Genomic DNA, 14,661 nt, shown 5'->3' on the forward strand with positions numbered 1-14,661 from the left:
TTGCTTTTTTTGTTGACGGCCCTTCGGGGCCGTTTTTGTTTGTGGATGATTGGTATGTTTGGGAATATTCGTGATAATGAGATCTTTTTGCCGCGCTGGAATTCCATTATGGACGCATCACCTACTGAGCTCGATGCCGTTAAACTCGGTTTGTTTGTTAGCCGCCTAGAGTCGGTATGTGAAGAGATGGGCGCAGTCCTGCAGCGCGCGGCGTTCTCGCCAAATATAAAAGACCGCTTGGATTTCTCCTGTGCCATTTTTGATGCCCGCGGCGAGCTGTGCGCGCAGGCTGCGCATATTCCTGTGCACCTTGGCAGTATGGCCTATGCGATGGCAGACATCGTCAGCGCCTGCGAGTGGCATGCGGGTGATATGGTCGTCGTTAATGACCCCTTTCTTGGTGGCACGCATTTGCCCGACGTTACCGTGATTGCCCCCGTTTTTGGTGACGAGGGCGACTTGCTGGCGTTTGTAGTAAACCGCGCCCACCATGCCGACATTGGCTCATCCACGCCGGGTTCTATGCCCTTGTCGCAACATCTTGATGAAGAGGGCGTGGTTATTCCGCCGAGCTACTTGGTGCGCAATGGCGTATTAGATTATGGGCTTTTGAATAGCTGGTTTGGCGAAGGCCAACACGGCGACTTTATTGCTCAAGTCAGTGCCAATCGCAGTGGCTTGTTGCGACTAATTGAGGTGATTTCGGCGCTGCCGCTGCCTTTTGGCGCCGCGGTAAATCAAGTTCAGAATTACGCCGAGGGCATTGCTCGGCGGCGTTTGGCAGAGTTGCCACACGGCCGGTATCACTTTACGGATTACATGGATGACGATGGCTTTGGCAATAGTCATCTTGCCATCGCCGTTAGTATTGAGCTCGGGGCTGGCGGTGTTGTCGTCGATTTTGCCGGCACCTCGGCGCAGGTCGCCGGCAATATTAACTGCCCGTTATCGGTGGCGGCCGCTGCGGTGTATTACGTGTTTCGCTGTTTAATGCCCGATGAAGTGCCGGTGTGTATGGGCTTGTTTCGGCCGATAACATTATCGGCCCCGGAAGGCTGCTTAGTGAATGCGCAGCGCCCGGCCGCAGTGGCGGCGGGCAACGTGGAAACGTCAATGCGGATTACTGATGCAGTGCTGGGCGCTTTGGCGCAGGCGGTTCCCGAACTCATTCCCGCCGCTAGTCAGGGCAGTATGAATAATGTTGCGATGGGCGGTGTGCTGAATGCCTTAAACGAGCATGAGGTCTGGAATTACTACGAGACAATCGCCGGCGGAATGGGTGCGCACGCCAACGGCCATGGCCTGAGTGCGGTGCAGAGCCATATGACCAACACCCTAAATACCCCGATAGAAAGTTTGGAAATGCACTACCCCTTAAGAGTGCGGCGCTATGCTGTGCGCACTCACTCAGGGGGCGGCGGTCGGTATTGCGGCGGCGAGGGCGTGGTGCGTGAATTTGAGTTTTTGGCACCCACCCAATTCACCTTGCTCACCGAACGCCGGTCCTTAGCGCCCTGGGGCCTTGCCGGTGGCGATGCTGCTGCGCCGGGCCGAAACCTCTTTAATGGTGAGGGTCTGCCGGCCAAGGTTAGTATGCGCGCCGGTAGCGGCGATGTTTTAACCATTGAAACACCCGGTGGCGGCGGCTGGGGAAAGGTTTAAAAATAGGCGGACATTACTTTTGCAGCTGATATTGCTAGAATGGCTGCAACATTCCCCGGATAAGCGCCACCCTAATCAGGCCTTATCAACGTTATCAGACCAGCAGGTGATCCATGGACACTATCGAAGCAATCAAGCAGCAAATTTCATCTAACCCTATTATCCTTTATATGAAAGGTTCTCCTAGCCAACCTCAGTGTGGTTTTTCTGCTCGTACGTCGCAGGCCCTAATGGAATGTGGCGAGCGTTTTGCGTTTGTTGATGTTTTGTCTAATCCAGACATTCGCGCAAAAATGCCAGAATTCGCTAATTGGCCAACGTTTCCACAGTTATGGGTTGCCGGCGAGTTAGTGGGCGGCTGTGATATTATTTGTGAAATGCATGAAAGTGGCGAGCTAAAAACATTGGTACAAGAGACTTCAGCGGCCCAACCTAGCGCCGAATAGTTTTATACGCTTAACTTAAAAAGTAGTACCCAGGGCTAATACCTCTGGGTTTTTTTTATTAAAAATAATAAATCTTTGGGTTTATACCCGCGCTATTTTTATTACTAATGGCTGTGAGTGAAGCGTTGGCGTAGTCGCCGACTGACCTTTGGCCTTGTCGCTTTTATTTAATGATTAATGGTGTGCACTCAGCGCCGTGTTACTGTTTGTCAATAATTGATCGAGAGCAGCAATATGAATCCGACACTTAAACTTTGGCGTAAGCTGTCTGCTTATCCCGCCGGTAAGCAATTATTTTCTAAGGGTGTATGTTTTAAAGCCCCTTACTTTGCCACCATTAAACCGGTTTTTGAAGAGCTGGAAACTGGCTACGCCGTGGTGAGAATTAAAGAGCACCGTTCCATTCATAACCATATTGGCAGTGTTCACGCCATTGCCATGTGCAACCTAGCTGAGATCGCCGCTGGTGTTGTTAGTGAGGCCTCAATGCCATCTGGCATGCGTTGGATTCCTGCAGGCATGACAGTGCGCTATCTGGGTTCAGCAAAAGGCATACTTCGAGGCTATGCAACAATGCGGGAAATTGTCCCTGGTGAAAAAGGCGCCGTCCCCGTTAAAGTTGAAGTAAAGAATGCGGTGGGCAACGTTGTCTTCGATGCGGAAATATCCATGTATATTTCGCCTAAAAAATAATACCCTTAGCCTTCTGCATAAATAATGAGGTGCTCACAGGCCACCACTCACTATAGCTTTGACTGCCGTCGGAGCCAGTGTGAAGCTGTTATCCCCGGCGTTGATTCCGCCGCGTTTTAAATTTCATCTCCGGCCACCGTCGTTCTGTCTACCCTCGGCTTATGTTCATCCTTAAAAAAAGCGATACTCTAGGTTTTGCACAAGCTTAGCTTTTGTCCGCGCCTCGCGTTTGGGCAGAATTTTTCGCGGTGTTAAGGAGAACGGCATGGGTCTGAAAACGACCATTCGAACAATGGCGTATGTTTAAAGCTGTCGTCGATTGCGGCAGACTTAATCAAGCGTCGCAAATGGGCCACCAAAGCGAACCTACCATCCACCACGCAGTCCATAAGTCGGAAGAATCGCTGGGTTTACCCTTATTGAAGGTGCCGGCTCGTAAAGGGGTGCTACCGCAGCGGGCGAGCACTGTTTGTCAGTGAAATAAAGTGAGCAGGAGAACAGTATGAGCTACTACAGAGCAGCAGAGCAGCGCGGCCATGCGAGTTTTGGCTGGCTAGACAGTCACCACAGTTTTTCCTTTGATAATTACTACGATTCCGAGCATATGGGCGTGTCTGTCCTCCGGGTGATTAATGATGACACAGTGGCCGAGGGCGCTGGCTTTGATACCCACGGGCATCGCGACATGGAAATCATCTCCTATGTCCTAGAAGGCAGTATCGCCCATGTTGATAGCATGGGCCACCGACGCACTGTTTCCGCTGGCGAGGTTCAGCGCATGAGCGCCGGTAGCGGTGTCTCTCATTCTGAGTTCAATGCATCGGCGACGGAGAGATTACGTTTCTTACAAATATGGCTGCGGCCTAATGTTAAGGGTATAAAACCTGAGTATGAGCAGGCGCACATACCGCAAAGTAAGGCCTTAACTCTACTGGTAAGCTCCGATGGTCGCGACGGCTCATTAATGGTGCATCAAGACGCGTCGATTTATCGCCTGCGTTTACAGCACAATGAGGGTGCGCCACTATTGGTGAGCAAGGGACGTGTTGGGTATTTGCATGTCGTTTCTGGTAGCGCCGAACTCGACGATAGCCTGTTGTCGGCCGGTGATGGTTTCGGTGTTTACCAAGTAAGACGGTTTGAGGTTTTAGCCAAGAGTGATAACTTTGAAGCGTTGTGGTTTGACCTGCCGCCAGAGGAAAAATAGTAATAATAAGGATTTATTGCCTGAGAATAACTTCTCTGGCGCTGCTAAATAAAGCAGTAAGAGTGAAACTGTTTTTACTTAATTAAGGAGTTGATGTATGTCTCATCCACCATTAGGCCGCGATCCTAAAGACGGTGTATCCGCACTATTTTATGAGCGTTGGTCGCCACGAGCATTTGCCAATGCGGCCCTAGATAACGCTACAGTAGCGCGCTTGATCGACGCCGCTCGCTGGTCGCCCTCTTGCTTCAACGCGCAGCCTTGGCGCTTTTATACCGCCAATGCGGGCAGCAATGCCGACCGTTTTGCAGAATTCCTTAATTTGCTATTGGAAGGCAATCAGACCTGGGCGAAAGATGCCTCTGTTCTTGGCTTTGTTGTTGGTAAAAAACACTTTGAACATAATGGTAAACCTAACGCGAGTTATGCATTAGATTGCGGTGCCGCGTGGATGGCGATGACCTTTCAAGCGCGCCAAGAAGGTTTATACACCCACGGTATGGCGGGTATAAAGCACGCTGACATTTTGGGACACCTTGGCTTAGATGCCGAGCAATATGAAGCGGTTATGGGTTTTGCGATAGGCAAAAAAGGCGAAGTTTCTCAGCTTGATGACGGCTTGCAAGAAAAAGAATTTCCATCGCCACGTAAGTCTTTAGATGAAATTTGGCTAGATAAATAAAAGTCGGCCTGGAGAGTTTTTCACTTTAAATCGTCGGGCATCTAGATTGATGCTCGATTATCCCCGCGCTAAAAATTCACATTAAAATACTATTGATTCTGCGCTCTTAAATACTTAGCTAACTGATTGCGTCAATGGCGAGTTTAAAAGTAAGGATGCTTGACTCGGCTTTACGGATTGAGGGGCCGGCGCGCTGGTGTTCTGAATTCTATTTGTTAGATATCAGGTAAAGTATTTAACCTTGTAAAGGCTGGGCAAGAATCCAAAGACCAACGCCGGTAAAAATCACCATCAGTAAGAGCATGGGTAATTGACTAATACTCGCCTGTCTTTGGTTTGGAAAACTGCGTAGCGCTTCGGCGTGAGCCAAATAAACACTGGCAACGTGACCAATTAAAATCAGCCAGACCTGACTATTCCAGATCAATCCCATGTCCGGCAGGATTGGCAGTCTGCCGCTAATAGCCGTGCCAAATAAATCCCAACCCCAGCCAAAGGGGTCTGAGAATAAACCCCGAATTTTCACACCTTGGCTTAGCACCAGCGTGTAGTAATGGGTGATGTGGTAAACCAAGGCAATCGGCAGCAAGCTATAACCAAAGCGCAGCGATAATTCGGTCACGCTTAGGTCGCTGCGCGTTAGACATTTCCCTAGCCATAAAAAGAATAAAAATAAGCCCAAGTAAATAAAGGGTGATAGTAGTAAGCACACCGTCTCAAAGCCGATATACCACGGGCGCAGTGTGGTGTAGGCGTGAAGTGGGTGTTGGCCGAGTAAGGGCTCGATAATGTTTAGCGGATCTCGCCAGAAAATATTAAACCATAAACTGGTTTCACGGAGACCGTCGTAGGCGGTAGACGACAGCATAAATAATAAAAAGATTAGCAGGCTGCGGTGCTCTATTCGCTCATGCAGTAAGCCACTGAACGGGAAGCGTAGGGTGATTTTAAATCGACTTTCGGCGTCAGTTTGATAGTGAACTGGTGACATTTTGGCGATAAGCCTAAACATCACCGAGAATAACTCGCCATAGTGAAACCACGCCTTGCTGCCGACCAAATACACCGCCAGCATATTAATCGCGCTGTAAGTGATTAAAATTATGGATAGGGATAATGGCCGCGTATTGCCAAACAGCTCAAGAGTAATAAACCCCATATATAAAATAACTGCTGGCCAGTAAGCAAGTTGGGCGGGGTAGGTGTAGCGGCCACGGCTGATATTTTTGGAGGCACAGCAGACCACTTTCCAGGGATTGAGATAGTCGTACCAGTTACCGAATACGGCGCTGAGGTAGCTGGCACCCAAGGCAAAACTAATCCAGAAAAAGGTCATATTGAAATTGCGATAAGGGTCTTGATTGCCAATCAGGCCGCTAATAATGGCGAGGCAAAAACACAATAGTAGACTGGCTTTCATTATGCTCGCCAGCCTAAGCCTGCGGGCAATTTCCCTTAGGCGGGGGCGGTCAATTGTAATTTGTCTGGAGGCTCGATTTGCGTGTTCTGCGCTGTAGAAAAATCCGAGCACTAAAAAAGACAAAATAAGCGCCGCCATGGCCCCGTAGATATACATCCAGTAGGGCATAGGCAGTTTATAGGGCTCGCCGAATGAGTGCGCAAAGCAGTTATTCGATAGCGCGAGGGTGGCGAATAAGACGAGGTGAAATTTACCCCGCATCAGCGCGGATAGACTTCAATAGCGCCAAGCTGCATTTCGGTATCGTGTACCTCAAGGGCGAATCGGCCCGCTTGGGTGGCGTTGAATTTAACTTGTTGCGCCATCCCCGCGCTTAAGACGATGTGCATATCTACGCCATGAATATGAACAGCAGCGTCTCTGTCGCTCACAAAATTGAGTTGTGCCGTGTCGCCAATTTTGAGTTGAAGCACTTGTGAGTCAGGGGTGCTGCCATGGTGAATAGCGAAGAGAATCTCTTTCGGATCGGCTATCGCGCCGCTGCTTGGCAGCGACCCGGAATCTGGCTTCATCACCAGCCAAAGGCCGGTGAGAAGCAGTATTGCGCAAGTTAAAAATAGGAGCTTTTGGCGCATGGCTTAGTTTCCGTTGCGGTTGTAGGCGCGCTCCCACATTTGTACATAGCCTTCAGCAGAATTGTACAAAGCGTCGAGTGCTTCTTTGCCGCCTTCTAGTCTAACTTCTTCGACAAAGTCGGCAACCAAGCCGTAGTGAGACATACCGGTTTCGTCAATATGCCAGTACTTGCCACTTTCCGGGATCACTAACATATCGACAGTGACGGGCTTGAAGTTAGCAAATTGCGGCCCCCAGTCGTCGCCGCTAAACAGCACGATGGGATATTGAACCGGCTCTGAGTCGCCGCCGCGGGGGCCGGGATGACCACCAAAGCCATTAGCGTCAGCGCCGTAACCCAATGCTAAGGGTTGGTCGACATCGCTGATGCCGGCTTTGTTACGCCAGAATTTTAATTTTTCCAAAAATTCTTTGTGCTTTATGCCGTTGCCTTTATAGGGGTAAACCGTGCCGCCGTTTTTCAACATGCGTACCACTTGGTCGCTGGTTAAACCGCCGTGGGCATCATGAGATGAGGACAAGGGATAGGCCGGTGTTTGCTCATCGGCAATATCTAGCATAACGTCTTTGCTGTGGTAGGCGGCGTGGTCAATATCAATCACCATGCCGCGTGTCATTAATGCGCGCAGTGCATATTCGCCCAAGTCGGTTACCGTGCGCGAATTGCATCTCTTGCCCGCAGGATAAAACGGTATAATCCCCGCGGTGGCTTCAAAGAAAGCTTGAGATATTGGATCGCTACCGCTACCTGGAATGGCGGTGGCCATCTCCGTGCCGGGGGTCCGAACCGAGGGTTCATCTACTGGGTAGTCTCGGCACTCGGTGGTTTTAAAGAAGGCTTTGGTGTCTAGGAAGTTGAGCAGGTTCATGGAGTCGCCATTAAATATACCGGCGCCGCCCAAGGAAGTATTTATGTCATGAAAGGGGTAGACGTGGCGAACACCAAGATCCCATAAGCGTTGTATTTCGCTGTTTATTTGGCCTTCGTCACAATTGGCCTGCTCAGTTCCGTCCGGTAATACAGTCATGCCGCAGTCAAAGACCTGCGCAACCTCTACCCCAAGAACTACCGCCATTTTGCCATCGTTAATGACTTCGCGCGCTTCTTGTGGGCTTTTAACAATGCGATACCAGCCTTTGCCCGGCCCGCCACTTTGGGCGTCCACATAATCTTGCACGTCGTAAAGGTATTCAACCTGCTTTACGGCCACGCTCATGTCGTTGCAGTCGGCGTCAGGATTACCAGAAATCGTTTTGCCGACATCGCACAGCGCTTTGATATTGGTGCCGTGGTTTACCATCAAACGCAGACCAGATAAGTAGGCGCGCTCTACCCATTTGTAGTACATCACTTGGTGGGTTAAATAGTCTCGGCGCGGCCAGCCTACAAACGACGGCCAACCTATAGTTTCGTGGGTGTCGGTGGGATTAAGGCTAATAACATTATTGCCGTCGCGAATCCCGTTAGGACCGTGAAAGTCTTCGCAGTTTTCCAGTGCGTGATCAACACCAAAGCGGTTAATGACTTCGCCGTATAGCGCGCCACCGGCAGAGGGGCCGACATTGCCTGCATAAGACATCTCGCTAGACATGCCCATATGGGTGTGAACATCTGCAAAGCCAATAATGGGTTTGTCGATGCCGTTGCCTTTAAAGGTTTCGGCAGAAACGCCGGTGGGCATTTCAGGGTAGCTAGTGCAATTTCGGGTTGGCGCAAACTTAAACTCTGAGCTGGGCCCGTTGGTCTCTGGGCCAGCAATTAACAGCCCGCTATCATCAAGCTGCATTGTTTGTGATGTGCTGTCCGACACAATGGTGAAGCTGCCACCGCCAGGCACTAGATCAATCGTCCAAATTGCGGCATCACTGGCGGTGCTCTCTGCGCTGACCGCGCCATCGCCAGCCGTCAGTAGCTCTTGGTTGGCAGTGTAAAACAGGTATTTACCTAAAGTGGCCGGTTGCATGAAGAGTGCATCGCCCGCGCTAGCTGAACTGGCGCTGCTGGTAAAGCTGCCATCTTCGCCCGCGACAAGATATTTATTTGTCTGCACCGACTGTAATGCATAGCAGCTATTGGCCATGTCGAATCTGGTGACCGGGGTTTCGGTGTTTGGTGGATTGCTGTCTTGGCCCCCTCGCGAACTAGAGGAGCTGGACCCGCCGCAGCCGGTCACTAAGGCGCTGGATAAGAGAGCTAGAATCAATAGACGAGTATTCATAAGTCTTTCCGTGAGTCAGAATTTCACGCTCGCAAACAATGCCTTATTTCAGGGAATATGGCGATTTGGGCAGTCAATTATGTAGTTATTGCCGACAGGTTACCGCAAAACAATAAAAGCACAAAGTGGTGGTGGAGTGAAATAGTGGTGTTATTTCTTAAATTTGAGATATGGGCCGCTCTGCGTTCCAGTAATTGGCGGCAAACGGAGTGGTCGCAGATCAGTAGGTCGCGCTAATGCTGCCTTACTAATTAGCGCCATCTTCAATGTGGCTGCTGCTAACAAGGGAGTATAACTCCTCGGCCAGGGCCTTGAGTTGCCGTGCATCTTCCGGCGCCATCTTGATTTGGCAACTAATATTGTCGGGGGTTTGCTTGGCTCTATGGGCTAGCTCCCTGCCAATATCGGTAAGCAATACGAGCTTTTGGCGGGAATCTTTATCGGCTTTAATCGTGCTAACGAGTTGCTTACTCTCTAGTCGTTTAAGAATTGGGGTGAGAGTGCCCGCGTCGAAGCGAGTGCGCTGGACAAGATCTTTTATGATGACTTTATCTTGATCCCACAGGGCTAACATCACCAGATATTGGGGATAGGTTAGGCCAAGCTGCTCTAGTAGCGGGCGATATGCGCGAATTAAGGCATTGGTTGCCGAATAGAGCGAGTGGCAAATTTGATTTTTAAGCTTAAGTTGGGGGATGTCGGTCAATGCTGTTCTCCAGAGTCGAAACTATTTTGCGCACAAATCATTGACAGGTCAATACTAGCCTGTCATTATTTTGCGCACAAAGTATTTTTCATCTGTCGAGGTATTCATGAGGAATAGAGTCGTGCAAATTGTTTTGGGTGTTATCGGGATTCTTGTCATCGCCTTTCTAGCTCGGGTGATCATTGAGGGTAATCGTGTGCCTGAGCTGGGTGTGCAGGATGGCAAGTTGGCTGCAATCAGCAGCAAGCCAAATAATGTGTCTTCACAGGTCGACGACGCCAACAAAAAAGTGGCTACGCTGGCATTTAAAGATTCAGCGCCCGAAACCCTGGCTGCCTTAAAGGCGGCGGTTGCGGTCTATGGCGGTGGCAGTATTGCAGCGGAGTCTGAAGATTATTTGTATGTGATCTTTACCACCTCGTTGATGCGCTATCGCGATGACGTTGAATTCTGGCTCGATGTCGATAACAAGGTTGTTCATTATCGATCTTCAAGCCGCGCCGGCCATTCCGATATGGGCCTGAATCGCAAGCGTTACGACCAGATTGCCGAACTATATCAGGGTCTTTAGTTTTATCATCACCACCAAATGGAGGCCAATATGAAGGTGTTCGATCTTATTGTTATCGGCTCTGGTGCGGCGGGATTGACCTCGGCGTTTACAGCACTGGGCTTTGGTAAAAAAGTTCTTATTGTTGAAAAGCACCGCAGCGGTGGTGAGTGTACTTGGTCTGGGTGTATCCCCAGCAAAGGCCTGATCAATGAGGCCAGCGATGTGCATATTGCCCGTCAGTTTGCCGATATCAAGGTAGATACAGCGGCGATTCTCAAACGAATTCGCCTTATTAGTGAAGGTATCTACGAGCACGAAACGCCAGAGGTGCTGGAAAAAGCCGGCGCGGTATTTGTGCAAGGTGCCGCGCAGTTTGTTTCTCCTCGTGTTATCTCGGTAAACGGCGAACAGTTCCAGGCTAAGAAGATTATGATCGCCACCGGATCGTCGCCGTTGGTGCCACCCATACCGGGTTTGGATACCGTGCCGTTTCTGACCAACGATAATTTCTTTGAGCAGGACAGCTTGCCGGCTTCCATGGTCGTATTGGGAGCGGGCGCCATCGGTATGGAATTGTCCCAAGCGATGTGCAGGCTGGGTGTGAAGGTCACGGTTGTTGAAATGACCCCTGAGGTTATGTTTCGAGAAGAGCCGGAATTTTCAGCCATTATTCGCGACAAGCTAGCTGCCGAGGGTGTGAACTTTTATCTGGGGGCCAAGGCTAGCAAGTTCGAGCGCAGTGAGCTCGGCGTCAAGGTGTATGCCGAGCAGGATGGCAAAGAAATTGTTGTTGAGGCCGAAGCCTTATTAGTGGCTTTGGGGCGCTCGCCAAATACCGCTGACCTAAACCTAGACGCGGCCGGCATTGAGACTGATCGCGGTGTAAAGGTCGATGCCTATTTGCAGACCACGGCCAAGGGCGTTTACGCCTGCGGCGATGTGGCAGGTCCGTATTTATTGAGTCACATGGCTAATTTTCAGGGCAAGATTGCCACTATGAATGCGGTATTGCCTATCAGACGAAAAGCCAATTACCAGCATGTGTCGTGGGCGACGTTTACCGATCCCGAATTTGCTCGTGCCGGTTTAACCGAGGTCGAAGCTCGCGAGCAGTGCGGAGATTCGATTCGGGTCTATAACTATGATTTTGATAAGCTTGACCGCGCCAAAACCAAGGCCGGTGATATGGGCCGCATAAAGCTAATTACCAGTCGAAAAGGCAAGGTGCTGGGTGCCCATATTATTGGCAAACGGGCGGGTGAACTTATTTCAGAAGTGCAGGTGATGAAAACTCTTGGACTCAACTTTGCAAAATTACAGGGTGTGATTCATCCCTATCCCACCTATGCAGATGCACTCCGTCAAATTGCTCAGCAAGTATTTTTAGATAATTTATTAAACCACCCGGTGGTGCGATTTTTCCGCTGGTTTGGTGGTGTCTTTAAATCAAAATAAACCCACGCTAAATGATTTTTACGTGTTGCCCGGGTTTTATATGGCAGCGCCGATTATAAGGAGAAAAACATGTTAAGAGCACAGTATAAGGTCCGTGGGAAAATCCCCCAGGACGTCATTGAAGCGGTTGAATTTGAAGTGGCAGAGCTGGCAGAAGATGAGGCTTTGGTGGAATTGATCGCATCGCCGATCAACCCTTCTGACGTGCTTACCTTAACCGGTGAATACGGCATATTGCCGCCCTTGCCAGCCATTGGTGGTAATGAAGGTGTGGGCAAAATCGTTAAACTTGGCGGTAAAGGTCCTGCGATTGGCCAAACCGTGATGCTGCCCGTGGGTATGGGTACTTGGTCTACGCACATGGTGTGTAAAACGGCGCAGCTTATTCCGGTTCCTAACGAAGCGGATCCAAAGCAATTGGCGATGATGACCATCAACCCGCCAACCGCTCTGCTGATGCTTGAAGAGTTTGTTGATTTAAAGCCTGGCGACTGGGTGATTCAAAACGCCGCTAACTCTGGTGTGGGCAGCTACCTAATTCAGCTGGCCAAGATTAAAGGCTTGAAGACCGTCAATGTGGTGCGTCGTGAGTCTGCTGTTGAAGGCGTTAAAGCACTGGGTGCAGATGTCGTCCTAGTCGACGGTCCTAACCTCGCGAAAGAAGTGGCCAGCGCCACCGGTGACAATTTGCCCAAGTTAGCCATTGATGCCATAGGCGGCGCCGCTACAGACAGATTGGCAGCCTCGGTTGCAATGGGCGGTACGCTGGTCAATTACGGTTTAATGAGCGGTGAGCCCTGTCAGATTTCGGCAACATCCTTTGTGTTCCGCGATGTGACCCTAAAAGGCTTTTGGTTGGCCCGCTGGTTCCGCAATGCCAAGCCAGAACAGCAAATGGCAGTATTTGGTCAAATCACCAAGTACATTGTGGAAGGCAAGCTGCAAACTAAAATACATGCTGAATACCCGGTGAGTGATATTAAGCATGCTATTGCCGCGGCGGCCGAGGGTGGCCGAGATGGGAAAATATTAGTGACTGGCTGATTTTTATCTAGTTAAGAAAAGGGCGAGCTGTACTCAGTTCGCCCTTTTTTTTGCTTAAAGGGGCGGGCTATCAATCAGCTAAGAGATTGGATATATTGGCATATGCTAAGTCAATTCTTTTAGTGAGAGTCGCAATGAGTACCCATTCTGAAAATAATAAGATGAATAACAGGCTGTGTTTGCCGGTATTTGCCGTCGCGCTGTTTGGCCTGCTACTAGCGACTACCCCGGTACTTGCGCAGACCTCACCGAATATTGTGGTGATTCTTGTTGATGATGCCGGCCTGATGGACTTTGAGCCCTATGGCGGTGAAGCGCGTATGCCTAGCATTCAACGCTTAGCAGATCAGGGTGTGCGTTTCAGTAATTACCGAACATCGCCGCTTTGCGCGCCGTCGCGCGCTATGTTGCTGACGGGTGTTGATAATCATCTCACCGGTGTGGCGACAATCCCCGAAGTGATACCCAAAGAACATGAAGGTAAGCCCGGTTATTCGCTAGCCCTTGAGCCGGGGGTAAAAACCATTGCGGATCATTTGCGGGCGGCGGGCTACCGAACGTATATGACCGGTAAATGGCATATGGGACGGCGAGTTCAAGACTTGCCCGTCAGCCACGGCTTCGACCGCTCCTTTGCTTTAGATGCCTCTGGTGCAGATAACTGGGAACAAAAGCCGTATATGGCGTATTACACTTCGGCGCCGTGGTATGAAGATGATCAGCCCGCCACCTTACCGGACGATTTTTACTCTTCGGCTTTTATCGTCGATAAAATGATCGACTATATTGATGCCGACAACAAAATTGCAGATAAAAGCGCGCAACCCTTCTTAGCTTATTTAGCCTTCCAAGCCATTCATATTCCCATTCAAGCGCCAAGAGAATTCACTGAGCACTACAACGGTGTTTATGACCAAGGCTGGCATGTATTGCGCGAGCAGCGTTGGCAAAAAGCTCAACAGCTTGGTCTCATTCCCGCTGGTGCCGCCTTGGCCGCCATGCCGGAAGGGCTGCGCGATTGGCAAAAGCTAAGTGATGAAGAGCGGCGTTTTTATGCCAAAGCCATGGAAGTTAATGCCGGTATGCTCGAAGCCATGGATCATCATATCGGGCGTCTTATCAATTGGCTTGAACAGAGCGGTCAATTGGAAAATACCCTGTTCGTGGTAACGTCCGACAACGGCCCCGAATTTAACGATATTGTTCATACCCCCGGCATAGACTTGTGGAAGGCAGTCAGTGGCTACAATAGTGATATTGATACCATGGGTGAAAAGGGCAGCTTAGTTTCGATAGGCCCAGAGTGGGCATCTGCGGCGGCATCGCCTAATAAAATGTTTAAGTTTTATAGCAGTGATGGTGGTATTCGGGTTCCGCTAATTATTGCAGGACCGACGATCCCCCAAGGCATAATGCGGTCGTCGCTGGCTATGGTCACCGATATCACCCCGACCATATTGGACTATCTCGGTCTGCCTGCATCGCTAAGCGAAAATGATATCGGCATCACTGGTCGCAGCTTAAAGCCGGTGTTAAACGGCAGCAGTGAGCAGACCTATGGGCCCAACGAAGCCGTGGGTCTGGAAGTGGCGGGTAATGCCGCGCTCTTTAAAGATCAGTATAAATTGGCGCGTAATCTGCCTCCCCACGGCGACGGTATTTGGCGCTTGTACAATCTGCATAAAGACCCCGGTGAAACCAGTGATCTAGCCGACGCCGAGCCTGTCGTCTTTAGCACTTTGCTCGCCGACTACCAGCAGTACGCAGTGACGCACGGCGTGCAGGCGATGCCCGAAGGCTATGACGCCCTTGAACAAATTATGCGCAACACCTACAAAAAACTCTTTAGCGCGTATTGGTTCTATTTAGTCGTGCCACCGCTGTTATTGCTGGCAGTGTTGGTTTGGTTTATCAGGCGCCGGCGGCGAGGACAATAGC

The 14,661-nt window shown here is 50.3% G+C and carries 14 protein-coding genes; 10 read left to right on the plus strand and 4 right to left on the minus strand.

The genetic code is table 11. From position 1 onward, the window contains the following. The first annotated feature begins 54 nt into the window (after positions 1-54). The 6 genes from ACI955_RS09990 to ACI955_RS10015 all read left to right on the plus strand — a co-directional run bounded on the left by ACI955_RS09990 (position 55) and on the right by ACI955_RS10015 (position 4,690). Positions 55-1,662: a hydantoinase B/oxoprolinase family protein gene (locus ACI955_RS09990; RefSeq protein ID WP_415243604.1), complete on the plus strand. Its 1,608-nt coding sequence runs from the start codon at positions 55-57 to the stop codon at positions 1,660-1,662. 113 nt (positions 1,663-1,775) lie between these two features. After that, complete coding sequence (grxD, locus tag ACI955_RS09995) at positions 1,776-2,108, plus strand: Grx4 family monothiol glutaredoxin (RefSeq protein WP_415243605.1); 333 nt, start codon at positions 1,776-1,778, stop codon at positions 2,106-2,108. Between the two features lie 234 nt (positions 2,109-2,342). Then, a complete protein-coding gene (locus tag ACI955_RS10000; protein WP_415243606.1) occupies positions 2,343-2,801 on the plus strand; it encodes a hotdog fold domain-containing protein in 459 nt (152 codons plus the stop codon). A 299-nt stretch (positions 2,802-3,100) separates the two neighbouring features. Beyond that, on the plus strand, positions 3,101-3,280 hold the full coding sequence (locus ACI955_RS10005; protein ID WP_415243607.1) for a helix-turn-helix domain-containing protein: 180 nt from the start codon (positions 3,101-3,103) through the stop codon (positions 3,278-3,280). A gap of 23 nt (positions 3,281-3,303) precedes the next feature. Then, positions 3,304-4,008 (plus strand): pirin family protein, encoded by a 705-nt coding sequence (locus ACI955_RS10010; RefSeq protein ID WP_415243608.1) that lies wholly within the window; start codon positions 3,304-3,306, stop codon positions 4,006-4,008. 97 nt (positions 4,009-4,105) lie between these two features. Continuing rightward, complete coding sequence (locus ACI955_RS10015; RefSeq protein ID WP_415243609.1) at positions 4,106-4,690, plus strand: nitroreductase family protein; 585 nt, start codon at positions 4,106-4,108, stop codon at positions 4,688-4,690. 235 nt (positions 4,691-4,925) lie between these two features. Here ACI955_RS10015 and ACI955_RS10020 read toward each other — a convergent pair whose 3' ends face one another. The 4 genes from ACI955_RS10020 to ACI955_RS10035 form a co-directional block, all read right to left on the minus strand. Then, positions 4,926-6,110 carry a hypothetical protein gene (locus ACI955_RS10020; protein ID WP_415243610.1) on the minus strand — a complete coding sequence of 395 codons (1,185 nt, stop codon included), beginning with the start codon at positions 6,108-6,110 and terminating at the stop codon, positions 4,926-4,928. A 260-nt stretch (positions 6,111-6,370) separates the two neighbouring features. Continuing rightward, a complete protein-coding gene (locus ACI955_RS10025) occupies positions 6,371-6,745 on the minus strand; it encodes a hypothetical protein (protein WP_415243611.1) in 375 nt (124 codons plus the stop codon). A gap of 3 nt (positions 6,746-6,748) precedes the next feature. Continuing rightward, positions 6,749-8,965, minus strand: a complete 2,217-nt coding sequence (locus ACI955_RS10030; RefSeq protein ID WP_415243612.1) for a peptidase M19 — start codon at positions 8,963-8,965, stop codon at positions 6,749-6,751. A gap of 247 nt (positions 8,966-9,212) precedes the next feature. Next, positions 9,213-9,671 carry a MarR family winged helix-turn-helix transcriptional regulator gene (locus tag ACI955_RS10035; protein ID WP_415243613.1) on the minus strand — a complete coding sequence of 153 codons (459 nt, stop codon included), beginning with the start codon at positions 9,669-9,671 and terminating at the stop codon, positions 9,213-9,215. A gap of 121 nt (positions 9,672-9,792) precedes the next feature. On the opposite strand from ACI955_RS10035, the gene ACI955_RS10040 reads away from it, so the two are divergent. The 4 genes from ACI955_RS10040 (at position 9,793) to ACI955_RS10055 (ending at position 14,660) form a co-directional block, all read left to right on the plus strand. Then, positions 9,793-10,242, plus strand: a complete 450-nt coding sequence (locus tag ACI955_RS10040; RefSeq protein ID WP_415243614.1) for a DUF1499 domain-containing protein — start codon at positions 9,793-9,795, stop codon at positions 10,240-10,242. 30 nt (positions 10,243-10,272) lie between these two features. Further along, a complete protein-coding gene (locus ACI955_RS10045) occupies positions 10,273-11,679 on the plus strand; it encodes a dihydrolipoyl dehydrogenase family protein (RefSeq protein ID WP_415243615.1) in 1,407 nt (468 codons plus the stop codon). Positions 11,680-11,748: 69 nt separating this feature from the next. After that, positions 11,749-12,723, plus strand: coding sequence for a zinc-dependent alcohol dehydrogenase family protein (locus ACI955_RS10050; RefSeq protein WP_415243616.1), 975 nt, complete (start codon positions 11,749-11,751; stop codon positions 12,721-12,723). A gap of 134 nt (positions 12,724-12,857) precedes the next feature. Continuing rightward, positions 12,858-14,660: an arylsulfatase gene (locus ACI955_RS10055; protein ID WP_415243617.1), complete on the plus strand. Its 1,803-nt coding sequence runs from the start codon at positions 12,858-12,860 to the stop codon at positions 14,658-14,660. The last annotated feature ends 1 nt before the right edge of the window (position 14,661 follow it).

Source organism: Zhongshania sp. (genome assembly GCF_047636175.1).
Taxonomy (GTDB): Bacteria; Pseudomonadota; Gammaproteobacteria; order Pseudomonadales; family Spongiibacteraceae; genus Spongiibacter.

What these genes read in the sequence shown, in the direction of transcription:
- ACI955_RS09990 (WP_415243604.1), top strand. Translation starts at nt 55, where the DNA reads ATGTTTGGGAATATTCGTGATAATGAGATCTTTTTGCCGCGCTGGAAT.
- grxD (WP_415243605.1), top strand. Translation starts at nt 1,776, where the DNA reads ATGGACACTATCGAAGCAATCAAGCAGCAAATTTCATCTAACCCTATT.
- ACI955_RS10000 (WP_415243606.1), top strand. Translation starts at nt 2,343, where the DNA reads ATGAATCCGACACTTAAACTTTGGCGTAAGCTGTCTGCTTATCCCGCC.
- ACI955_RS10005 (WP_415243607.1), top strand. Translation starts at nt 3,101, where the DNA reads ATGTTTAAAGCTGTCGTCGATTGCGGCAGACTTAATCAAGCGTCGCAA.
- ACI955_RS10010 (WP_415243608.1), top strand. Translation starts at nt 3,304, where the DNA reads ATGAGCTACTACAGAGCAGCAGAGCAGCGCGGCCATGCGAGTTTTGGC.
- ACI955_RS10015 (WP_415243609.1), top strand. Translation starts at nt 4,106, where the DNA reads ATGTCTCATCCACCATTAGGCCGCGATCCTAAAGACGGTGTATCCGCA.
- ACI955_RS10020 (WP_415243610.1), bottom strand. Translation starts at nt 6,110, where the DNA reads ATGAAAGCCAGTCTACTATTGTGTTTTTGCCTCGCCATTATTAGCGGC.
- ACI955_RS10025 (WP_415243611.1), bottom strand. Translation starts at nt 6,745, where the DNA reads ATGCGCCAAAAGCTCCTATTTTTAACTTGCGCAATACTGCTTCTCACC.
- ACI955_RS10030 (WP_415243612.1), bottom strand. Translation starts at nt 8,965, where the DNA reads ATGAATACTCGTCTATTGATTCTAGCTCTCTTATCCAGCGCCTTAGTG.
- ACI955_RS10045 (WP_415243615.1), top strand. Translation starts at nt 10,273, where the DNA reads ATGAAGGTGTTCGATCTTATTGTTATCGGCTCTGGTGCGGCGGGATTG.
- ACI955_RS10050 (WP_415243616.1), top strand. Translation starts at nt 11,749, where the DNA reads ATGTTAAGAGCACAGTATAAGGTCCGTGGGAAAATCCCCCAGGACGTC.
- ACI955_RS10055 (WP_415243617.1), top strand. Translation starts at nt 12,858, where the DNA reads ATGAGTACCCATTCTGAAAATAATAAGATGAATAACAGGCTGTGTTTG.